Genomic DNA, 22,216 nt, shown 5'->3' with positions numbered 1-22,216 from the left:
ATAAGTTGTTTGCTAAATCCAGGCTTAGAACACCTGTCCCATCAGTTCGCGCACGTAGGTCACGTAGTCAGTGTTGGGTGGTGTGTGGCCGTTCTTGCGCAGGTCGGTGGCTACCTGGGCGCGGTGGTAGGTGGCGTGGTTGAAGGCGTGCGTCAGGATGTCGAGCACGCGGGTGCTATACTTGTTGCCCTGGCTGTTGGTGTAGTCAATCAGGCGGTTGAACTCTGCTTCGTCGCTGTTGGCTACCAGTTCTGCTATTCTGTAAGAGGCTGACTTGTGCAGCTCCTTTAATTGCTCCAGGTTGTGCTCCTGCCATACCTTAACCGGGCTCTGCGTGCCGGTGATACGTGCAATCCAGATGGCCTGTGCGTTGAGGGCATGGCTGAACAGGCGGGCGGCGTTGTTGGGTACGCTTGGCAGGCTGCTGAATACATCCAGCATGGTCTGGTTGGCCCAGATGTTGTATTCGGATAGGTTCTTTAATACGTCGTTTCCAGTCATCGTCAATTCGTTTCTCTTTTATCTTCCCAAATCAAGGTTTCGTTCGTTCTGGTCTCCAGAAAGTCGGGGCAGCGGCCGTCGCCTTTGCCGGTGATGCCCCCGTCAGGCTCGCATAGCAGGTTGCCGTTCACGTCGTACAGCTTGCTGGGAATGTCGCAGCAGCGGCCGGAGAGGTAGTATACCTCCTGGTCGTTGTAGTTGTAGCGGTATACCTTGACCGGCGGGTTGGCGGGCTGCTCCTCTTCCAGTTCCCGTATAAGGTCGCTGAGCCAGGCAGCGCTCTGGGCATTGGCGTTAGCTCCGTCGGGACCTTGTATCGACTCTTCCAGCGGCTTGCAGGCCACTGACCCGAAGAGCAGCAGAACTCCCAAAGAAAATTTCCAGAACCAGGGTTTTCGTGTGGCCATTGTGGTTTCTTTCCTGAAGAACAGCGCGCAAAGGTAATTATTTACAGCACATGTGAAACGGGTCGCGCCGCTTTTCTCTGTTGCAACACCAAACAAGAGATTCCTATACCTGCCCTCCTCCTGCCAGATTTACAACTCTACATGTACGTAGGAGGCCCAATAAGGGACGAAAATGAAAAGCCCCACAACTACGGATGTGATGGCGGCCATTAGCACGGCGCCCGCCGCCAGGTCTTTGGTTTTGCCAGCCAGTGGGTTCTGCTCCGGCGACACCAGGTTGGTGAGCGTCTCGATGGAGGTATTGAAAATCTCGGCCACCCATACCATGCCAATGCACAGCACCAGCAGGCACCACTCCACCCGCGTCACCTCCAGCCCGTAGGCCATGGCCACCACCACCACGCTGGCAAGCACATGCAGGCGCATGTTCGGCTCCGAGCGGAAGACGGAACTGAGCCCTTTGAACGCAAAACGGAAGCTGTTGTAGCGGGACTTGATGTAGGAGGGACGGCTCATGCAAAGGTATGTAGCGTGGCAGATAAGCAGATTTCGCTGTGAATATACTCAATAAGCTTGATGAAAGTTAAACCAGCACCGCCCAGCGCTATTCTTCTAGTCTCAGGGCATCGGCATTGATGCAGTACCGGACGTTGGAAGGCGTGCGGACATCCTCGAACAGGTGGCCCAAGTGCTGTCCGCATACGCTGCAGAGGAGCTGGATGCGGTGGCGGCCATACGTGTCAAGAAATTTGTACCGCACCTGCTCCCCTAGCTGCGCCCAGAAGCTGGGGAAGCCGGAGCCGACATCAAACTTCTTGCTGGCCTCGAACAGTGCGCTGCCGCAGCTGGAGCAGGTATAGGTGCCGCCTTCCGACTGACCCTCCGCTTCACATATTTTGTCCCTGTGCCTGAACATGGCCTTGAAGGTATAGCCCCTACTGCCCGTCCTTCTCCAGTTCCTCCACCGGCATGAACTTCATGGAGATGGAGTTGACGCAGTGGCGTATGTTTTTGGGGGTAAGGTACTCGCCTTCGAACACGTGACCCAGGTGCCCGCCACAGTTGGCGCAGACAATCTCGGTGCGGCGTCCGTCGGCGTCCGGCACGCGTTTCACGGCTCCGGTGATTTCGTCGTCAAAACTTGGCCAGCCGCAGTGCGACTCAAACTTGTATTCGGAGGTATAGAGGGGGGCGTTGCAGCGGCGGCACAGGTATACGCCTTCGGCTTTGTTATGCTCGTACTCGCCAGTGCCCGGATACTCGGTGCCCTTGTGCACGATGATGCGCTCTTCGTCTGGAGTGAGTTTGTTGTACCCTGATGGGTCCTTTGCTACTTTCATAGGTATAGGTTGGTTTGATTATGGTTGTGGTTATAAGAACAGAAAAACAACCGGGAAGGTTTAGTTGCCGGGTTCTCCGGCTGCCGGGAAGCATAAGCTGAAGGACTATTTGTTGTGCAGGTTCTGGTTGCTGAGCAGCCTGTTTATGGTTTGTACAATGCGCTCTACCTTGGTTTCGTCGGTTTTGGCACTGTAAATCCATTCTATAATAGCTCTCTGTTCGCCATCGGTGCAGTTCCGAAACTGCTCATAAGCTCCGGGCTCATCTTTCAAGCACAACAGTAGTTCTTCCGGCACTTCCTGTGGGGTGTTGTCGGCGTATAGTATCACCTGCACCCAATCGCCTGCCTGCTTCTTTATCTTTTTCCGAATCTCGGCCCTTACCGGCAAGAAAAGCTGGCCGTTGCCCATGGGCATCAGGTGATAGCCCTTTAGCTCATAGCCATCAATGGTGCCCCTTACCCTCACCCAGCCGAAGTGAGCATGTTTATCCGGAGCGATTTCGGGTATAGCCGCATAGGTCCAGCCCCCTTTGCCGGGGAACTTCTCTAACAAGTAAGATTTGTTGGTCAGGAGCTGGGGCATTTTTCTTGGTTTATTTTATCATGTAAGTTTTAGCGAATACTTGTTGGTTATATACAGCTGCAGCCTACCAAGTCTACTTCATCGTACCACAGGTATACGAACCTGTCTTCCAACTTCATGACCAGCCCTCGCAGCGGCGTCTCCAGCTCGTTGTTCAGCGGGAAGGTGTCGGCGTAGGTGAAGTAGAGCCCTTCTACTCCTTTGAGGGAGGCGAATGTCTTTTCCAATTCCCCACTGTTAGGGCAATCCTGGCATTGCTTCTTGTATTGGCTTTTAAGCAAGGCGTCCATTTCAGGTTCATCCTTATAAATCAAGTCCAGGTTATACCTGCTGGCGAATAGCACCTTGTCCTTGTTGCTGAAGGGCTTGCTGTCCACCAGGTAGTTGTAGTACTGCAGGCACTCCCCCTGGTAAGAGCCGAAGTTGGTAATTCGCGTCTTCACCTTTCCGGTGGCGGTATAGGCATAGACCGACTGGTTTCTGTTTTTGAGAAGCGAATCGGCCAGCGTTGGGTAGAGAGCCAGATTGGTTTGAGGTTCATCGTGTGGGGCAATCAGCCCGCGCTCAACCAGTATCTTATACTCCAGCGACGAGTCCCTGATGTCAGGTTTAGCCGCATCATAGGCTGGAAATCCGAATATGCCCAGCTCGTCCTCCTTCAGTTTGAACATCGGGAGCAGGACCCGTTCTACGGCTAAGGTGGAGAGGTGCTCTTTCGAAGTCTGATTTAAAGAGGCTCCCAAGGCAATTAAGAACTCCCGGTTCTGCTCGGTCAGCGCTGGATTGGCGAGGGCATTCGGCAAGAATTCTTTGGCGTAGTAGTCTGCTGAAATAGAATTGAGTCGCTGAATCTCAGCCCAATACTCGGTGCATTCCTTCACCAGCGCTTCGTCTACCTGGGGGGCTTCTTGATGTGTGGCATCGGCCTTTGTTTCTGAAGCTTCTGTTGCCGCATCGGTCTGCACTGTTTTCCCTTGGTCAGGTTGGCAGGACAGCGAGAGGAGTAAAACCAGGTATAGCGGAAGCAGGTATAGGTGGCGTCTCATAGCAAGGGGAGGCAAGGTGAGGAGGCTGGTCATGTTCTGTAGGCTTCGGATTATCTTATAAGTCGTACAGTGGCTGGTCTTGGGAAAATGGAAGTTGGCTCCTTTTAACTTTTGGGTTATTCATCTTTTGAATTGCTGCCAACGGCTTGGCTTTGCCATGGCGAAGCTATTGTTATCTGGTTTAATTTTTTAATCAATTTCTAACTGAGCTACACCAACTAGCTCGCCTTCACAATTGATAATCCGCAAGTTATACTTTCCAGACTGAAGCAAAAAAGCACTGCCTTTCCCGATGATAAATTGGTCTACAGGGACTGACTCCTCTTTTTCACTTTGATGCAATGCTTGAACCAAGAAGCCTTCATAGGCATCGAATTCAGATGTAAGCGGAATCTGTTTGAGCTTTGAGGTCTTCATCCAATGCGGCCGTCCCAGTTCATACTTAGTGGTAGGATGATATACCTGAACATCTGTACCTAGCCTAAGTATAGGGTCTATTATCGCCTCACCCTTGCTGCTCATAAAGACAGTTGGCTCAGAAAGTTCATAATTACGTGCGGCCTCTCTGTAGTACGGATGCAGCTTTAGAGGGTCATTAAGTCCTACCATTTGCACTTGGTCTATAGTCAATATTTCCTGATTTAACAGTTTCTTGAGTTGGTGGCCCATGGGCTCGTAATCCGTATCGCCTGCCTCTGAAATATGATTATAGCCAGCATGGACCAAGACCTTTCCTTTCTGGTCCTTGTTCCATGTCTGCTTAAAGATATTGATTGCTTGGTCCCTGTCTCTTGGTGTTCCGTCATGCTTGTTCTGTGTCTCGTATGCTACTAACGTGTACCCTAGCTGGAGCGCCTCCCTAACCAAGTTGCCAAAGTTTGAATCTTTTAAATAGTAGCCTGATGCAATTATCGGGTAACCACGTTCCTGTAGGCTAATGTCTTCATATCCGAGAGCCTCCAGAGCCAGATACCTGTACCCCTCCTCCCAAAGGGGCTTGAGCAATTCTTTGGTAAATGCTCGGTGCTGTGAATTATAATGTGCTTCATTTATTAGCGTAAAGTGATGCGCTTTGGCTTTTTCAACTATATAGGAGATGGCAGAAACAGACTTTGAGCTAGCAAAAAGCTCTTCCGCGGTCGGCGTAGTCAACAAATCCAAGAAAGTCTGTGCAGAGGACTTGTCCTCTGCAGTGGTACTAGGGTTGCTTATCTCAGCTTGAAGTGCTCTGACTATTTGTGCTTTATCCATTTCACCTGCTGCATGACTAAACCTTTCGGAAGGGTCGGTTGCAACAGGCTCTCTTTTGGTGGCTTGGTCTAATGCAGTTTGGAAATCCCCAAAGAAACTGGCATCAACAGCATTCAACTCAAAATTTGATTTTGGGTCCAGAGCACAGTAGGTTCTGAATTCTGAAGCAAAGTTGCTCACACGCTGCACAGTAACTTTTGAAAATTTATAGTTGCTATTACTTGTACTGCAGGAGTTAATTGTAAATAGGATAGCTAGTAGCGTACAATACAACTTCGTCGTTTTCATTTTGTGGTTTATATCAGATAACGGTTGGTACAGGATAAAGCAAGGCGTCAGCCGAGGCTTAAGCCTGTACAGTGTTAGCTAATGTAGTTCTTCTTTTTTGCTTTACTATACCTGCTACTATCAAAGCCAAAAACAGCTCAAAGATGCCGTAAGTAACATTAATGCCAATTATTCCCATACCCCTTTCTGCTTCGTTCATTTCCATTTCAGACAAGTTCAAAAAGCCGAATACTGTGTTTAAAATAGTTACTGTTAACACTATTGTAAGTGCATAAAAACACTTTTCCCATAGTTGAAGCTTTCTTTCTCCTTTGTAAGTTCTAATCATTAGGATTAGCAGTATCAAGGGGAAGAGGAACATCGTGTAATTCGAAAAACCTTTTACAAGTTTTGTGGCAGGGAGAAAAAAGACTGGAATATAAGTTACAAGAAAAACAGCAACCGTAATTAAATGATACTTGAGAAAATGGTTCATCTGTGATTTCTATATGAGCTAACGGTCTTGGCCATAAGGCGGCAAAGCTGCCTTATGGGTGTGGTTGGCAGGAGTTATTCTATGGTAGTAGTATAATTATTCTTGATAAATCTATAACTTCTTACCACAGAAGGATTGCTTTCTAAATACACTATTTCTAATGAGTCTCCAATTTTATAATTCTCATTTGTCAGTGTGCCTTCATATTTTTGTCCTGAAACATTGTATTGAATTGTTAAATCTACAGTTCCTTTTCCACCTACTTTCTTATTATTAGTTACGACAGCTTTTGTTAAAATTCCAGTTCTTGATAATCGGTAATTTTCAATTGTCTTTTTTGTTGCCCCATACATGAAAACAGTAGTTAAACCCGCAAAAACAAAATATTGTATCTTTCTCTTCATTTGAAGTTAAATCATACTATCAATCACTGCCAACGTACTGGGCCATAAGGCGGCGCAGCTGGCTTATGGGTGTGGTTAGCACCAAGTTATTTTAAATCTTTTTGCTGATTTTGGTTTTAAAGATTTCTTTTTCGGATACTTTTCCATCCTTTCCAATTGTAAAGTGTGTTATAGTCGAATCTCCTTCGATTAACTCACTTCCATCAACTTGGTCAAATCCAACCATTTCTTCTTCAACTGCGACTGCTTCATAAGTGCTGTCAGAGATAAACCTTCCTGATGACTGAAAAGACCAGCCGCCATCACCACAGCCAGTGGCAACTAAAAATTTGTCAATTGTCTTTCCTTCCTTGTTCTGAATGATGTAGTACAGTAGGTCACAGTAACTGCTCTCATCCTGTGTCAATACTGTGAATTCAACAAATTCTGGATTCCTGCTTTGCCAAGAGTAGAGATAATCTCTGTCGTACCCTTGGCCTATGAACTCTCTTTTCCCGTCTTGCCATACCAGTTTGAATGAGGTACTGTCTAATTCTTTATACTTTCCAATTCTTGTATCCCAATTGAAGGAGTCAATGGCAAATGTGTCGAGGTTGTTGTATTTGAACAGGTTTTGGTAATCTGATAAGGATGCGTTCTTAGTTTGAGGAGCATTAAGAACTATATCTTCTTTTTCATCAGCTACTGGTGTAGAGTCGTTACAGCCTAATAGAAGAAGTATGGCTAAGGTGGCAACAAGATTGTTCTTCATTTATTTGTTTTTATTTGTGCTAACTACTAGATAACAGGAATAAACATACGGTTTATTGTCGAAATTGACAGATAACCGTAACTGCATTAACGAATATACTATATATTATGGACTTAATATAAGCAATTGGTTAAAACAGAAAAGCAGCTCCGAAGGGGCTGCTTTTCCGTTGGAATCCTATCCTAACCAGAATGATTCGGAATAGTGTTGCTGAAAGCCCCTCTTTGGATGTGACTCCAAAAAAGGAATAGGTTTAGCTCACAGGCCCGTCCATTTTATCGGTCTTCTCGGTTTTTATGAAGGACAGGACAACACTAGCGGTCAAAATCAAGGCGATGACAAGCAGCGATATGAAAGTGGGAATCTTGTAGATATCGACCATCACCATTTTCAGGCCTACAAATACCAGTATGATGGCCAACCCATAAGACAGGTATACAAAGCGGTCAACTACGTGGGCAAGGGCAAAATACAGCGAACGCAGGCCCAGTATAGCAAAGACGTTTGAGGTATAGACGATGAATTGGTCTTGCGTGATGGCCAGTATCGCCGGGATGCTGTCAACCGCGAAAATCAGGTCAGTGGTTTCAATCAGTATAAGCACCAGGAACAGTGGAGTCGCATACCGCTTGCCATTGAGTTTTACAAAGAAGTCAGACCCATGCAATTCGTTTGTGACCGGCATCATTCTTCTGAAGAACTTCATGACCGGGTTGTTTGCCGGGTCTATCGCTGTACCCTTCTCCGTAAACATCTTGTAGCCGGTATAAATCAGGAAAAGACCGAAAATGTAGACGGTCCAGTGAAACTGCTGGATAAGGGCAACACCTGCGAAAATAAAGATTATCCTCATGACCAGCGCTCCAAGTATGCCCCAGAACAAAATCTTGTGCTGGTAGATGGCAGGTATCTGGAAATAGCCGAATACAAGCACAAACACGAATATGTTGTCTATGCTCAAGGATTTCTCGATGAGGTAACCGGTCAGAAACTCTATGGCTTTGGCCTCACCAAACCAGTAGTAGATAAGGCCATTGAAAATCAAGGCGAGGCTAATCCAGACGCCCGACCAGGTCAGTGCCTCTTTCACAGAAACGACATGCGCTTTGCGGTTAAAAACCCCTAAGTCTAGCGCGAGCATAAGTAGTACAAAAACATTGAAACCTATCCAGAATGCGGCGGTTACTTCCATAAGTGATTAGTTAATCCAGAAAATTGTTATTCTTGCAGGTGTCTGTCCGAAGAAACCTTTTGTTCGAACGATTTATTTTGTCACATCATATTTGAAGCGCATGGCTTTTGGCATGCTTCCCCTGAAGCTTCAGTTCGCTTGACTGTGGAGCCTAATTGGGTTATCGGTAGTATACCATCCAAACGCTTACCAAATCAGCTCCCGAGAAAATTTAGCTAGAAGCCTTAAGCCGACAAAGGAAAAGCAGCCCCTTCTGGAGCTGCTTTTCCTTTACCTGCGACAGGTATAGACCTATACCTTATTTCAGGCTGCCAATCATGTCTTCAGGCTTCACCCACTCGTCGTACTGCTCGTTGGTGAGCAGGCCGAGCTCAATGGCGGCTTTGCGGAGGGTGGTGCCTTCCTTATGCGCCTTCTTCGCTATTTTGGCGGCATTGTCGTAGCCGATGTGCGGGTTCAGGGCGGTTACCAGCATCAGGGAGTTCTCCAGGTTCTCTTTGATGCGGGCCGTGTTAGGCTCTATACCTACGGCGCAGTGCTTGTCAAACGAGTCGCAGGCGTCGCCAATCAGCTGGGCGCTCATGAGCAGGTTGAAAATCATCACCGGCTTGAACACGTTCAGCTCGAAATGGCCGTTCATGCCGCCTACTGAGATGGCCACGTCGTTGCCAATCACCTGCGCGCACACCATGGTCATGGCCTCGGCCTGCGTCGGGTTCACTTTTCCTGGCATGATAGAAGAACCCGGCTCGTTTTCCGGGATAATGATTTCGGCTATACCTGAGCGCGGACCTGAGGCTAGCAAACGGATGTCGTTGGCGATTTTCATCAGGCTCACGGCCAGTTGCTTCAGCGCACCAGATGTCTCCACAATGGCGTCGTGGGCAGCCAGGGCCTCAAACTTGTTGGGCGCCGTGATGAAGGTATGGCCCGCGTACTGCGAGATTTTCTCCGCCACCAGCACATCGTATCCTTTTGGCGTGTTCAGGCCGGTGCCTACAGCGGAGCCGCCCAGCGCCAGTGTGCTCAGGTGGTCCAGCGTGTTGCGGAGCGCCTTCATGCCGTAGTCCAGCTGCGCTGCGTAGCCTGACAGCTCATGGCCCAGCGTAAGCGGCGTGGCATCCATGAGGTGCGTGCGGCCAATCTTCACCACGTCCATGTACTGCTCCGCCTTGCTTTGCAGCGTGTCGCGCAGCTTCTGCACCATCGGCAAGGTATGTTCCACCACCTTCTTGTAAGCAGCGATGTGCATAGCCGTCGGGAAGGTGTCGTTAGAAGACTGCGACTTGTTCACGTCATCGTTTGGGTGGATTTTCTTTTTCTCGTCCATCAGGTCGCCGCCCAGCAGCACGTGCGCGCGGTTGGCCACCACCTCGTTCACGTTCATGTTCGACTGCGTGCCCGAGCCCGTCTGCCATACCACCAGCGGGAACTGGTCGTTCAGCTGGCCAGCCAGAATCTCGTCGCATACCTGCGAGATGATATCGGCCTTGTCCTGTGGTAGCACACCCAGCTGCGCGTTGGCCTGGGCAGCCGATTTCTTGAGTATAGCGAAGGCCTCAATCACCTCCTGTGGCATCAGCTGACCGCCAATCGTGAAGTTTTCCTTGGAGCGCTGTGTCTGGGCACCCCAGTATTTGTCTGCAGGCACCTCTACAGGGCCCATCGTGTCTTTCTCTACGCGAACTTGCATGTCGGTTTATGTTAGGTTTTAAGGAATATCTGTCAGTGGCAAAACTACAAAAAATATTCTTCTGCGCTTTGGAATCTCCTATTGCACTTAGCCTCCCAGCGCTGCGCAGAGCCTCCGTTACCGGATGACGCGGGTGTCAGACTGCTCCGCCATCAGGGCAATCAGTTCAGGCGTTACGGGTTTCAGGTAGGCCGTGTTCAGGGAGGTATGGTCATCAAAGCTGATGAGGTACTCCCCTTCTACACCCAGGTAGCGTATGCTTTCGATGGCGCTGTGCTGGTATGTGCGCTCCTGGTTGAGCAGGTTGGTCACCTGCACCTGGTTCTCGTCCACGTTGATGTGCCAGCGCATGGCAAACCATATAGCTGCCACCGATAAAGCCAGCATCACCCCGAAAAGGATGCCGTAGATGCGCACGGAGCGGAGGCCCTCCTGCTGCTGCATGTATTGCTTGTACAGGTCATACTCACTGCCCAGGAGCGAGCGCTGCGAGAGGCGCAGCGGCAACAGGGCCAGCGTGAGCCCCAGCAACAGACCCGGTGCAAAAAGCGCCTTGAAGTTAGGGGTGAGCACGAACATGTGCTCCGATGACATGTGCAGGATGCTGGAGAGCATGGCCAGCCCGCCGGCGCAGAAAACGGAAAGTATGGTAGCGAACACATAATAGGCAATGGTCAGCTGCCACTCCTTCTTCTGCATGTACTTGGCCTCGTCGGCGCTGAGCTTGCTCAGCTTGCCTGCCGGCGACAGCCTGCGCAGCGCAAAGCGCACGACGGGCAGCAAGATGGCCACCGCCACGAAACTTATCAGTAAGCTTTCAATTATCTCTAGCATGGGAAATCAGTGTGGCTGTAAAATTAATACGGTATTCTTGATTCTTCAGTAAATTAGTGATTTTACCTGGTAAGGAGGCAGCGGACGCGCAATGGAGGCTTGGGCTCACCTGTAGGGGAGTCGGCAGATAATAAGCCTGCGAAAGATTGCGGCGGATAGCTTTTTTTTATTTATTTTTGATGGTAAATCAATTGAACATGAGCTGTTCACGTCGCTGTTTCAACACCTTTTAGCGGCTTTTCTCAAGCTAACAGCCTGTTCATCTTGTCTATGAAACTCGCCAAGCTGGTATCATTTATCCGGGATTACCTTATAGCGATAGCATCCTTCCTGCTTATCTTCCTGCTTACTATCTTCACTTATTCGGAGACCAAGAAGAAGGCGCTGGAGCGCAATGAGAAGCTGTTCGAGATAAAGGTCGGCCAGGTGACGCAGGCGATAGACCTGCGCATGCGCGACTACATGCAGATACTGGTGGGGGCAAAAGGTCTTTTCATCGCCTCCGATACGGTGGAGCGGGAGGACTGGCAGAAATACTACGCCACGCTGAAGCTGGAAGAGAACTACCCCGGTATACAGGGCATCGGCTATACCCTCTTCCTGAGGCCGAACGAGGTGCCCGCACACGTGCGGCACATCCGCAGAGAAGGCCTGAAAGACTATGCCATCCGCCCGGAAGGGAAGCGCCCTGTCTATACCTCCATCATGTTCCTGGAGCCCATGAACGAGCGCAACCGGCGCGCCTTTGGCTTTGACATGTTCAGTGAGCCTATCAGAAAATCAGCCATGCAGATTGCCCGCGATACCCGGCAGCCCGCCATGTCGGGCAAGGTGCGGCTTGTGCAGGAAACGGGCAAGGATGAGCAGCCAGGCTTCCTGATATACCTGCCCATCTACAAAGACAACGCCGACCCGCAATCCATCACGGAACGGCAGCAGCTCATCAAAGGCTTCATATACAGTCCGTTTCGGGCCAGGGACCTGATGCTTGCCATACTCGACGATGACTTCCGCGACATCGACGTTGAGGTATACGACGGCACCACCCCCACAGAGGAGTCACTTCTGTTCAGCACCGACACCACCCTGCATTACCATTCGCCCAAGAAGCGGGAGCTCGCCACCATGAGCACGCTGAGCATAGGCAACAACACCTGGCGCATCTACTGCTCCCCCAAACCCGCATTCATGCGCTCCGCCGACACCGAGCTTCCCTACTTCATCCTGTTGGGAGGCACGATCATCGGCCTGCTGATGTTCTTCATCATCTGGTCGCTCTCGAACACGCGCCGCTCCAACAGCCTCAAGCAGACCATCACCGACAACTCCACGGCTGCCCTCTTCATTATAGACGCTAAAGGCAACACGACCTTCATGAACCCGGCCGCCGAGGAGATAACCGGCTATACCTTTGAGGAGATGAAGAACAGGTCGCTGCACGAAATGGTGCACCATACCTACCCCGACGGCACCCCTTATCCGGCTTACAAGTGCCCGCTCCGCAACACGCTCCACAACCATACCTCAAAGCAGGTATACGATGAGGTGTTCATCCGGAAAGACGGCGGTTTCTTCGATGTGTCGTGCTCGGTGCACCCCATCGTGGAGAGCAGCAACGACGCCTACGCCATCATCGAGGTGCGGGACATCACTGAGGAGAGACGCGCGCAGCAGGCCATCATCGAGAGCGAGGCCCGCTTCCGCACCATGGCCGACAACGCCCCGGTAATCATCAGCATCATGGACATCTGGAAGCAGAGCGTGTACGTGAACAAGCAGTGGCTCGACTTCACGGGGCGCACCTTTGAGGAGAGCATCAACTTTGGCTGGCAGCAGGTGGTGCATCCAGACGACCTGCCAGCATTCGAGGCATCCTACAGCAAGGCCCTGGCAGAGGAGGACGGCTTTCGGATTGAGACACGCATGCGCCGGCACGACGGCAAGTACCGCTGGATGGTATCCACCTGTACCCCCCGCTTCGGCGCCAACAACGAGTTCCTGGGGCACATCAGCTCCACCATTGATATCACCGAGATAAAGGAGGCGGACCGCAAGGTGAAGCAGAACGCGGAGCTGCTCCAGAAGCTGTTCCTGGAAGTGCCGGCCCTGGTGGGCTTGGTGCGTGCGCCAGACCAGCAGTACGTGTTGGCCAACCCGCTCTACCGCAAGCTGTTTGGTAACAGGCTTTTAGTGGGCAAGACCATGCATGAGGCCCATTCCGGATTGGAGAAGCAGGGCCTGTTGGAGCAGGTAGAGCAGGTGATGGAGACGGGCATGCCCATTGTGGGCAACGAGGTGCCGCTGAAGATAGACCGCCTCAACAACGCCACGCTTTCCGAGGGGTACTTCAACTTGGTGTTCCAGCCGCTGATAGACGGCAAAGGCAAGGCGGAGGCTGTGCTCATCTTCGCCGTGGAGGTGACAGAGCTCGTGGCAGCCCGTACCAAACTGGTGTATACCAACGAGGAGCTCAGCCATAAGAACCTGGAGCTGCAGCGCACCAACAACGACCTGGACAACTTCGTGTACACAGCGTCGCATGATTTGAAGTCTCCTATAGCCAACATGGAAGGCCTCACTGCCCTGCTTCGCGACATACTGGACGGCAAGTTGGGAGACGATGACAAGCAGGTGTTGGATATGCTGGCTGATTCCATCAACAAGCTGAAGCAGACCGTAGCAGACCTGGCCGAAATCACGAAGGTGCAGAAGCAGCTCAATGCCAAGGTAGAGCCTGTTGCTTTTGAGCAGGTGCTGGAGGACGTCACATCCGATATCGAAGGGCTTATCACAGAGGCAGGTGCCACCATTCAGGCGGATTTCCAGGCAAAGGAACTGCTATATGCCCGCAAGAACCTGCGCAGCATCATTTACAACCTGGTGTCAAACGCCATCAAGTACCGCTCTCCTGAGCGCCCTGCTGAGGTGAGGGTTTCCACGCACCACGCGGGCGACTACGTGGTGCTGCAGGTGCAGGACAACGGGCTTGGCATCAAGCAGCAGCAGCAGCACAAGCTCTTCACCATGTTCAAGCGCCTGCACAACCACGTGGAAGGAACAGGTATAGGGCTTTACATCGTCAAGCGCATCATCGAGAACAACGGGGGCCGTATTGAGCTGGAGAGCGAGTTGGGCAGGGGGTCTACCTTCAGGGTGTACTTCAAGCTGGAGCCCGTGCAGGAAGTGGTGTAGGCGCAGCCACAACCCTTGGCAGGTATAGCGGTGGAGGTATGTAAACAGGCCTAAAATATGCTATATTTTGCCTGTCGCGGTGACCGTTTTCCCTCCCGTTATTGTTCTCTATAGCCGGGCTATACCTGTCCGGCAGACACATCAAATCTGACAAACGATAAGCTGAATGGCTAAGATAAAGACATCCTATTTCTGCCAGAGCTGCGGCGCCCAGTCCGCCAAGTGGATTGGCAAGTGCCCTGCCTGTGGCGAGTGGAACACCTATGTAGAGGAAGTGGTGCAGCGCGAGGAACTCACCCCCTCCAGCGTATGGAAGGTGGGCAACACCAGCAGCTCGGCTCAGGTGGCTAACAAGCCCAAACCCATCGCGGACATCAGCTACCAGGAGCAGCACCGCATCCAGACACAGGACCAGGAACTGAACCGCGTACTGGGTGGTGGCATTGTGCCGGGTTCCATGGTCTTGATAGGCGGCGAGCCAGGTATAGGCAAGTCCACACTGATGCTGCAGATAGCCTTGAGCCTGTCGGGCCTGCGCGTGCTGTACGTAAGTGGCGAGGAGAGTGAGCAGCAGATAAAGATGCGCGCTGAGCGCCTCAATGCCCAGACCTCCGACTGCTTCATCCTGACAGAGACCGGCACTCAGAACATCTTCAAGCAGATAGAACAGCTGCGCCCGCAGGTGCTCGTCATCGACTCCATCCAAACGCTCCACTCTTCTTTTATAGAGGCAGGCGCGGGTAGCGTGAGCCAGGTGCGGGAGTGTACGGCCGAGCTGCTCAAGTTTGCCAAGGAGAGCGGGACGCCGGTATTCCTGATTGGCCACATCACCAAAGAGGGCAACCTGGCAGGTCCTAAGATACTCGAGCACATGGTAGACACCGTGCTGACCTTTGAAGGCGACCGCCACATGACCTACCGCATCCTGCGCACCACCAAGAACCGCTTTGGCTCCACCTCCGAGCTGGGCATCTACGAAATGTTAGGCACCGGCCTGCGCGAAGTGAGCAACCCATCCGAGATACTCATCTCGCAGCGCGAAGACGCCTTCAGCGGCATTGCCATCGGGGCGACGCTGGAGGGCAACCGGCCCTTGCTGATAGAGGTGCAGAGCCTGGTGACGCCCGCCACCTACGGCACGCCCCAGCGCACCAGCACCGGCTTCGACGGCAAGCGGCTCAACATGCTGCTGGCCGTACTCGAGAAGCGCGGCGGCTACCGCCTTGGCACACAGGACGTTTTCCTGAACATAGCCGGCGGCCTGAAGGTGGAAGACCCCGCCCTGGATTTGGCCGTCTGTGCCTCCATCCTCTCCTCCTTCGAGGACATGGCTATACCTAGCACCTCCTGCTTTGCCGCCGAAGTGGGCCTGGGTGGGGAGGTGCGGGCTGTGAACCGCGTGGAGAACCGCATCTCAGAGGCAGAGAAGCTCGGGTTCCGGGATATTTATATTTCCAAGTACAACAAGAAAGGAGTGGACTTAAGCAAGTTCTCTATCAATGTGCATGCCTTTGGCCGCCTGGAGGAGGTATTCGGCTCCCTTTTCGGATAAGATTTGTACTTTAAGCAGGAACTTGTTTTATCATTCTCATAAAATCGAGGGAACAGTGGGAACTTGGAATTTTAAACTATATACTTAATGTTCAGCAAGCTAGCTTCCAGTCAAATGGCTACGGCGCATGTACTGGAGGCAGGCTTTTTTTGGACATTTATTCCGATAGTTTATAAAACACTTCTACCCGCCCCGACCTATGAGACAAATGCAACTTCTGCTGTTGCTGGCATTCTTGCTGGCAGCAGACACCCTTTGTGCACAGTCCAAGGCTGTCATCAGAGGGAAAATCCAAAAAAGCCTCTCACAGGAAGTCATCGTTGCCTCTTATCCTTCTCCCCTCCTGCCAGAGGAGGTGCAGTTGGTGGCAAAGCTGGAGAACGGCCGCTTTGAGCTCGAGATTCCCATCACACAACCTACCCTAGTGGAACTGGTGCACGGCAACGAAGAGATACCGGTATACCTGGAGCCAGGCTATGAGCTGCAGCTGTCGCTCCATGGGCAGAAACTCCAGAAGTCGGCCAAGTTCAAGGGGAAAGGGGCCGCCGAAAACAATTTTCTGAGCAGCTACAACCTGCGTTTCGATGAGGAGGAAGACTACCAGCCGCTGCCTGACAACATCAAGCTGCGCGAGCAGGAGTTCCTTTCTTTCCTGAAGGAGCGCAGAGAAGACCAGTTGGCCGCCTTGGAGAAATACACTGATTCAAAGACGGTGTCAGAGACATTCAGGAAGGTGATGTTGGCCGAAATAGCGTTCAGTTACGCCAATGACCGACTCACCTACTTCAGCCTGCGGGAGCAGGTCATCATCAACGACGCCAGCCCCGCCCCCTCTGCAGCTTACTATACCTTCCTGCAGGAGCTAAACTTGAACCAGCCTGAGAACCTGACGAGTATCAGCTTCACTTCCTTCATGCGCAACTACGTGGCATACCTGTCCCAGCAGGCGAACCTGAGCAGCAACGACCGACATTTTTACCGCAAGAGCTACGACTTGGTCAGCCAGCGGCTGTCAGGCGAGTCCCGAACAATGGCGCAGGCCCACCTCATCCGGACTTCGCTGCAGCAGGGCAACGTGCTGCACGCGCCTGCCATGCTGCAGCACTTTGGCCGCACGGCTAACAAGCCGCTCCTGCACGCCTCTCTTACCCAACTGCTTGACAGCTACTCCGGCCTGGGTATAGGCAGTGCCGCACCTGACTTCAAACTGAAAGATGTAGATGGCAACGAGGTTTCCCTTCAGGATTTCCGGGGAAAGGTCATCTACCTGGGCTTCTGGCGCACCAACTGCGGGCTTTGCATGATAGAGCAGCCACACGCTCAGGAACTGGCGCGCAGACTGGCGGCCCATGATGTGGTGGTGATGCACATAGGTGTGGATGAGGATGAGCGAGCCTGGCGCCAGGTAGTGGAGTCCAGAGGCAGGTTCGGGGTGCAGCTGCACCTCAAAGGCCAGGGCGCAGAACTTGTGAAACAGTACGGGCTGAAGGATGTGCCAGCGTATTTCCTCATAGACGAGACGGGCAGCATCATCAGCACCAAGCCCCGCAGGCCAAACGACCGTGAGGTCGAGAACGACATCCTGCAGCACGTGACACGAGGCCGCGCATACGCGAAATAGACATTCCATCCCCCTCTTGAAACCATGAAGCCGCCCGCTGCCTGAGAAGGCGCGGGCGGCTTTCGTTTTGCCGCTCCTTTCTCCCATACCGTCCGCTTAAATAACCGTTGATTTGTTTGGCTCGTAATTAAAGTCCTACCCTCTGCCAATGGCAGGGTGCAGGGAGAAATGATTTTTCAGATATCCCATTTATTTAACAGCAAGAGAAATATGGCATTAATCAACATGAAGGACATTGAGAAACTAATCAATGTTCAGAGCAACACGCAGAACGCACTTTGTATCTCCATCTTCATACCTACCCACCGCGCGGGTCACGAGACACTGAACGGACAGGACCACATTCTATTCAAGAATAAACTGAGGGAAGCGCGTACGCTGCTAGGCAGGCATGATGTGCCTGAGGCCGAGATAGATGCCTACCTGAAGCCTGCTGAAGAGCTTTTGAATGACAACAACTTCTGGCGCCACCAGTCGGAGGGCTTGGCCGTGTTCCTGACAAAAGGGTTCTCGGCGCACTACACGCTGCCTATCCCCATGCCAGATGTGGTATACGTATTAGATAGGTTCTTCCTCACGCCGGTGCTGCCTATCCTGAGCCAGAACGGCCGTTTCTTCATCCTGAGCCTGTACCGCGAGAAGGTGGGTTTCTATGAGGCGACGATTGAGCATATCAGGCCGATTGACATCAGCTCCTTCGTGCCGGAGACCATGACCAAGGCACTCAAGTTCGACATCAAGGGCAAAGACCAGGATTTCGTGCATGCTACCACCACCGTGAACGGCTCCAACATTGTGCACGGCCCGGGCAGTACCAAGGGGGATGAGGAGCACGAGCGCGTGCGGGAGTTCATGCTGGAGATAGACAATGGCCTGCAGCAAATCCTGCACAACGAGACAGAGCCGCTGGTACTGGCAGGTGTGGACCATTACTGCGCCATCTACCGCAACATCAGCAAGTACAAGAACATCGTGCCGCAGAACGTCAACCTGAACGAGTCAGTGGCAGGTATGGGACCGAACACGATTCATGAGAAGGCGGTGGAGCTTGTAAAGCCACTGATGCAGCAGAGCCACTCTGATTCGCTGAGCCGCTATGAGAACGTGGCGGGAACGGGCGTCACCTCCGAGGATATCGCCACCGTGGCGGCGGAAGCAGTGCACGGGCGCGTGGACACGTTGTTCATTACGCCAAATGAGCCTGTCTGGGGAACCTACGATGCCAAGAGTGCTACTGCCGTGGTGCACAAAGACTACCAGCGTGGGGATGACGACCTCATCAACCTGGCCGCTATCAAGACCATATCGCAGGGGGGCAAAGTGTTCGTGAGCAGCTATAACGGCCTGGCAGAGGTGAGCGACGGGAACGGCGGCGTGAAGGCGCTCTTCCGCTACTAGCAGTTGATTGTTTTGGCCTTTAGCGCCGTATAGCATACCTTAGTGGGGCAGCCGAAATGGCTGCCCTTTTTTGCTGTTGACGCGTGCCTAAACGAGCCTTGACAGGTATAGAAGGAACCCAACCATACCCTAGTTCATGAAGCTGCACCTGACGGATAAACTCAATTTCGTGTCGAAGCTCACCCCGCTGCGCGTGTTCAACGCCTTGCAGGTGGTAGGCAGCTACTGGTATTCCCGAATCACCCGAAGGCCGGTGCACTGGGGCGACCCACTCAGCATCTCGTTCGAGCCCACCACCTCCTGCAATCTCCGTTGCCCCGAATGCCCCAGCGGGCTCCGCTCCTTCACCCGGCCCACCGGTATGCTGCAGAGTGACCTGTTCAAGCAGACCATTGACCAACTGAAAGGCAAGTTGCTATACCTGATTCTGTACTTCCAGGGGGAGCCATACCTGCACAAAGGCTTCTTGGACATGGTGAAGTACGCCACCGACAGAGGTATTTACACGGCTACCTCCACCAACGCCCACTTCCTGGATGAGGACACCGCCCGCAGAACCGTGGAGTCCGGCTTGGACCGGCTCATCGTGTCCATTGATGGCACTACCCAGGACACTTATGCCGCCTACCGGGTGGGGGGCAAGCTGGATAAGGTGCTGGAGGGCACGCGACAGGTGGTGAAATGGAAGAAAGAGCTCAACTCCCGCACGCCGCACATCATGTTCCAGTTTCTGGTGGTGCGCCCCAACGAACACCAGATTGAAGACGTAAAGGAGTTGGCGCAGGAACTGGGCGTGGACGAGGTGGTGTTCAAAACCGCCCAAATCTATGACTATGCACAGGGCTCACCGCTTATACCTACCATCGACTATTATTCCCGGTACAAGAACAACGGCAACGGAAGCTACACTATCAAGAACAAGCTGCTGAACCAGTGCTGGAAGATGTGGCACTCCTGCGTCATCACCTGGGACGGCCTGGTGGTGCCCTGCTGCTTCGACAAGGACGCTGAATACCGCATGGGCGATATGAAAGCGCAGTCGTTTCGGGAGGTATGGCGCAGCAGCGGGTATAACCAATTCCGAAAATCTTTGTTACAGTCACGGGAAGAGATAGAGATGTGCCGCAACTGCACAGAAGGCACCCGGGTCTGGGCCTAACAGACCAGCAGGATTGACACAACCATAGGAAGCAATATGACCGATATAAACAGAGCACTGGAGCTGCTGCTGAGTAAACTAGACACCTGGGGAGAGCAACTGGTGCTGATGCTGCCCAACCTGTTCGTGGCGCTCATCCTGCTCATCCTCACTTTTTACGTCGCTCGGCTCATCCGAAACGGACTGGACAAAGTAATTGGCCGCATATCCCACAGCCCGGCACTCAATAACCTGATTTCCGCCCTGCTCTATATGGGCCTCTTGGCAGTGGGCTTCTTCTTTGTGCTGAGTGTGCTGCAGCTCGACAAGGTGGTGGTGTCGTTGCTGGCTGGTGTGGGCATCATCGGTCTGGCACTTGGTTTCGCTTTTCAGGACATAGCCGCTAACTTCATCTCCGGCATCATCATAGCGGTGCAAAAGCCCTTCGGAGTAGGCGACATGATTGAGACAAACGACTATTTTGGGGTAATTGAACGGGTGACGCTGCGAACGCTGGATATCAGGCAGCCCACCGGGGAACTGGTGCGCTTGCCCAACAAGATGGTGTTTGAGAACCCGGTGACCAACTTCTCCATAAATGGATTCCGCCGCATCGACCTGGATGTAGGGGTTTCCTATGCCGAGGACCTAGAGCAGGTGCAGCATATCGTCATAGAGGCTCTGCAGGATGTCAAGAACCGCATGAAAACCAAGGAGGTAGAGGTGATGTTCGATGCCTTCAACGAGAGTTCAATTGACTTCAAGGCGCGTTTCTGGGTTACCTATACCCGGCAGCATGATTTCGTTGAAGCCAAGAGCGACGCCATCATCCGTATCAAAAAGGCTTTTGACCAGAACAACATCGTCATACCTTTTCCCGTCAGGACGTTGGACTTTGGAATAAAGGGAGGGGAAAAGCTGAACGAGCAGCTGGGTATGCTGCAGAAACAGTCAGGGAACGGACAGGCAAAAGAAGGAAACTGAGCCTCGGGAGGAGTAATCTAAAAGAGAAAGGGCCGACTTGAAGCGGCCCTTTTTTTATTTGTCTTTTTTATCGAGGTTCTTGCCCAGGTCTTCCACCTGCTTCAGGAAATCATCTACTTTGGCATCGGCGTAAGGGCCATAGGAGTTGCTGAGCGTGCCTCTCAGCCCGTTGTTCGTCTCAATGGCATAGAGAATGGACATGTCATCCGGGTTGCTCTCTCCTTCGAAACGGTAAAAGTCCACGATGCGGACCTGGTCGGGCGTATAAGTGTGCTTGTCTTCCATGGTGCAGAGTCTGCCTTCGGACGACACTTTGAAGTCAAATGTAAAACCGTCTTTGCGCAGCCGGTTGAGCACATTGACTAAAGACCTTTCTTCTACTTTATCTTGCATAGCGTATAGTTTTAAGGGATATTCTATTTAGGTATAGAACTATACGCAAAAACCGCTTTAGGATATGTAAACAAAGGGAATTATTGCCTCTGAAGGGGCAGTGACAGGCTGTAGGCAGGTATGCAGCAAGAGGAGAGGCTATACTGCCTTCTTGTCCAGTTCTTTCTGAATCTTGCTGAAGTCAATAGCCGAGCAGCCGCCGCAGCCTTTGGCGCAGCCGGCGTCTTTGTTGGGCATGAAACTGCGATACATCGCCCGGCCCATGTAGGCCAACGCTACTAAGAAGATGACGAGAATTAAAATTTCCTGTACCATACGCTCTTATCAACTGCCCAAAGATACAAAAAGTTTAGGAAAGCGGCTGTTTCCAATGCTCTGCTATCGTGTCGAGCATCTCTTGGTGTATGTTGCCGTTGCTGGCCACTATCTCCCGCCCGAAAATGTAGTCCTCGTCCTCCAGGAACTTGGAGACACGGCCACCTGCCTCCTGCACAATGATGGCGCCTCCCGCCACATCCCAGGCGTTCAGATTGAACTCGAAGAAGCCTTCGAAGCGGCCGACCGCCACATAGGCCAGGTCCAGCGCGGCGGAACCCAGCCGGCGCACGCCATGCGACTTGCCCATGAACCCGCCCAGCACCTGCAGGTACTGCTGCGTCAGACCGAACTCATGGTAGGGGAACCCGGTGGCGATAAGGGAATCTTTCAGACCCTCTGCCGCTGACACCTGAATGGGATTGTCGTTCAGGAACGCACCGCCTCCTTTGGTGGCGTAAAAGCACTCGTCTTTGTTCACCTCATACACCACGCCCAGCACCACCTCATCGTTTTCCATCAGCGCCACGCTCACCGAGAACAGCGGCAGGCCGTGGGTGAAGTTGGTGGTGCCATCCAGCGGATCGATAACCCAGTTGAAGCGTTCGCCCTTCGTGGTGTCCGTTCCTTCCTCAGTAATGAAACCCGCTTCTGGCAACAGTTCGCGCAGAGCCTCCACCAATTGCTTTTCCGCCTCTTTGTCCACGTACGAGACCAGGTCGTTAAAGCCTTTCATCTCCACTTTGGAGCGGTCAAAGCTGGCTGCTTCGTTCTTGATGAAAGCCCCTACTTTTCTGACGATGATGTTGGTGTTCTGGCAAAGTTGCTGCAGGTTCATAGTTTTGTATTTTTCTGA

The 22,216-nt window shown here is 52.3% G+C and carries 23 protein-coding genes; 6 read left to right on the top strand and 17 right to left on the bottom strand.

Annotated elements, in window-relative coordinates; all coding sequences use genetic code 11:
- Positions 1-24 precede the first annotated feature (24 nt).
- From B051_RS0101220 to B051_RS0101160, 14 genes are all read right to left on the bottom strand, one after another.
- Positions 25-501: a DinB family protein gene (locus B051_RS0101220; protein WP_018476349.1), complete on the bottom strand. Its 477-nt coding sequence runs from the start codon at positions 499-501 to the stop codon at positions 25-27.
- A 2-nt stretch (positions 502-503) separates the two neighbouring features.
- Positions 504-908, bottom strand: coding sequence for a DUF6970 domain-containing protein (locus tag B051_RS0101215; RefSeq protein WP_018476348.1), 405 nt, complete (start codon positions 906-908; stop codon positions 504-506).
- 129 nt (positions 909-1,037) lie between these two features.
- Positions 1,038-1,424, bottom strand: coding sequence for a diacylglycerol kinase family protein (locus tag B051_RS0101210; RefSeq protein WP_018476347.1), 387 nt, complete (start codon positions 1,422-1,424; stop codon positions 1,038-1,040).
- An 88-nt stretch (positions 1,425-1,512) separates the two neighbouring features.
- Entirely contained in the window at positions 1,513-1,824 is a 312-nt protein-coding gene (locus B051_RS0101205; protein WP_018476346.1) for a peptide-methionine (R)-S-oxide reductase, read from the bottom strand.
- A gap of 19 nt (positions 1,825-1,843) precedes the next feature.
- Positions 1,844-2,248: a methionine-R-sulfoxide reductase gene (locus tag B051_RS20690; protein WP_018476345.1), complete on the bottom strand. Its 405-nt coding sequence runs from the start codon at positions 2,246-2,248 to the stop codon at positions 1,844-1,846.
- A gap of 105 nt (positions 2,249-2,353) precedes the next feature.
- Positions 2,354-2,833, bottom strand: coding sequence for a YdeI/OmpD-associated family protein (locus B051_RS0101195; protein WP_018476344.1), 480 nt, complete (start codon positions 2,831-2,833; stop codon positions 2,354-2,356).
- Positions 2,834-2,880: 47 nt separating this feature from the next.
- The gene (locus B051_RS0101190; RefSeq protein WP_211214310.1) at positions 2,881-3,879 is read right to left on the bottom strand and encodes a hypothetical protein; all 999 of its coding nucleotides are present in this window, start codon (positions 3,877-3,879) and stop codon (positions 2,881-2,883) included.
- Between the two features lie 189 nt (positions 3,880-4,068).
- Entirely contained in the window at positions 4,069-5,418 is a 1,350-nt protein-coding gene (locus B051_RS0101185; RefSeq protein WP_018476342.1) for a hypothetical protein, read from the bottom strand.
- A 58-nt stretch (positions 5,419-5,476) separates the two neighbouring features.
- Positions 5,477-5,893 carry a hypothetical protein gene (locus B051_RS22655; protein ID WP_018476341.1) on the bottom strand — a complete coding sequence of 139 codons (417 nt, stop codon included), beginning with the start codon at positions 5,891-5,893 and terminating at the stop codon, positions 5,477-5,479.
- Between the two features lie 74 nt (positions 5,894-5,967).
- Positions 5,968-6,297, bottom strand: coding sequence for a DUF3592 domain-containing protein (locus tag B051_RS22335; protein WP_071594838.1), 330 nt, complete (start codon positions 6,295-6,297; stop codon positions 5,968-5,970).
- Between the two features lie 91 nt (positions 6,298-6,388).
- Entirely contained in the window at positions 6,389-7,048 is a 660-nt protein-coding gene (locus tag B051_RS0101175) for a hypothetical protein (protein ID WP_018476340.1), read from the bottom strand.
- 253 nt (positions 7,049-7,301) lie between these two features.
- Positions 7,302-8,240, bottom strand: coding sequence for a TerC family protein (locus tag B051_RS0101170; protein ID WP_018476339.1), 939 nt, complete (start codon positions 8,238-8,240; stop codon positions 7,302-7,304).
- Positions 8,241-8,538: 298 nt separating this feature from the next.
- The gene (fumC, locus tag B051_RS0101165) at positions 8,539-9,933 is read right to left on the bottom strand and encodes a class II fumarate hydratase (RefSeq protein ID WP_026236115.1); all 1,395 of its coding nucleotides are present in this window, start codon (positions 9,931-9,933) and stop codon (positions 8,539-8,541) included.
- A 117-nt stretch (positions 9,934-10,050) separates the two neighbouring features.
- Positions 10,051-10,767, bottom strand: coding sequence for a hypothetical protein (locus B051_RS0101160; protein WP_018476337.1), 717 nt, complete (start codon positions 10,765-10,767; stop codon positions 10,051-10,053).
- Positions 10,768-11,037: 270 nt separating this feature from the next.
- Here B051_RS0101160 and B051_RS0101155 point away from each other — a divergent pair, with 270 nt between their 5' ends.
- From B051_RS0101155 to B051_RS0101130, 6 genes are all read left to right on the top strand, one after another.
- Positions 11,038-13,959 carry a CHASE domain-containing protein gene (locus B051_RS0101155; protein WP_018476336.1) on the top strand — a complete coding sequence of 974 codons (2,922 nt, stop codon included), beginning with the start codon at positions 11,038-11,040 and terminating at the stop codon, positions 13,957-13,959.
- 166 nt (positions 13,960-14,125) lie between these two features.
- Entirely contained in the window at positions 14,126-15,511 is a 1,386-nt protein-coding gene (gene radA, locus B051_RS0101150) for a DNA repair protein RadA (protein WP_018476335.1), read from the top strand.
- 199 nt (positions 15,512-15,710) lie between these two features.
- Positions 15,711-17,132, top strand: coding sequence for a TlpA disulfide reductase family protein (locus B051_RS0101145; RefSeq protein WP_245539553.1), 1,422 nt, complete (start codon positions 15,711-15,713; stop codon positions 17,130-17,132).
- 210 nt (positions 17,133-17,342) lie between these two features.
- Positions 17,343-18,530, top strand: a complete 1,188-nt coding sequence (locus B051_RS0101140; protein WP_157578452.1) for a baeRF7 domain-containing protein — start codon at positions 17,343-17,345, stop codon at positions 18,528-18,530.
- A 136-nt stretch (positions 18,531-18,666) separates the two neighbouring features.
- Positions 18,667-19,689, top strand: a complete 1,023-nt coding sequence (locus B051_RS0101135) for an SPASM domain-containing protein (protein ID WP_018476332.1) — start codon at positions 18,667-18,669, stop codon at positions 19,687-19,689.
- Between the two features lie 36 nt (positions 19,690-19,725).
- Positions 19,726-20,652, top strand: a complete 927-nt coding sequence (locus B051_RS0101130) for a mechanosensitive ion channel family protein (protein ID WP_018476331.1) — start codon at positions 19,726-19,728, stop codon at positions 20,650-20,652.
- Between the two features lie 54 nt (positions 20,653-20,706).
- Here B051_RS0101130 and B051_RS0101125 read toward each other — a convergent pair whose 3' ends face one another.
- The 3 genes from B051_RS0101125 to B051_RS0101115 all read right to left on the bottom strand — a co-directional run bounded on the left by B051_RS0101125 (position 20,707) and on the right by B051_RS0101115 (position 22,198).
- Positions 20,707-21,045, bottom strand: a complete 339-nt coding sequence (locus tag B051_RS0101125; RefSeq protein WP_018476330.1) for a hypothetical protein — start codon at positions 21,043-21,045, stop codon at positions 20,707-20,709.
- Positions 21,046-21,183: 138 nt separating this feature from the next.
- Positions 21,184-21,360, bottom strand: coding sequence for a FeoB-associated Cys-rich membrane protein (locus B051_RS22135; protein WP_071594837.1), 177 nt, complete (start codon positions 21,358-21,360; stop codon positions 21,184-21,186).
- A gap of 34 nt (positions 21,361-21,394) precedes the next feature.
- Positions 21,395-22,198, bottom strand: a complete 804-nt coding sequence (locus B051_RS0101115; RefSeq protein WP_018476328.1) for an inositol monophosphatase family protein — start codon at positions 22,196-22,198, stop codon at positions 21,395-21,397.
- Positions 22,199-22,216: the final 18 nt, after the last annotated feature.

Origin of the sequence: Pontibacter roseus DSM 17521 (assembly GCF_000373265.1) — a bacterium.
GTDB lineage: Bacteria > Bacteroidota > Bacteroidia > Cytophagales > Hymenobacteraceae > Pontibacter > Pontibacter roseus.
This window is presented reverse-complemented; position numbering and strand designations above follow the sequence as displayed.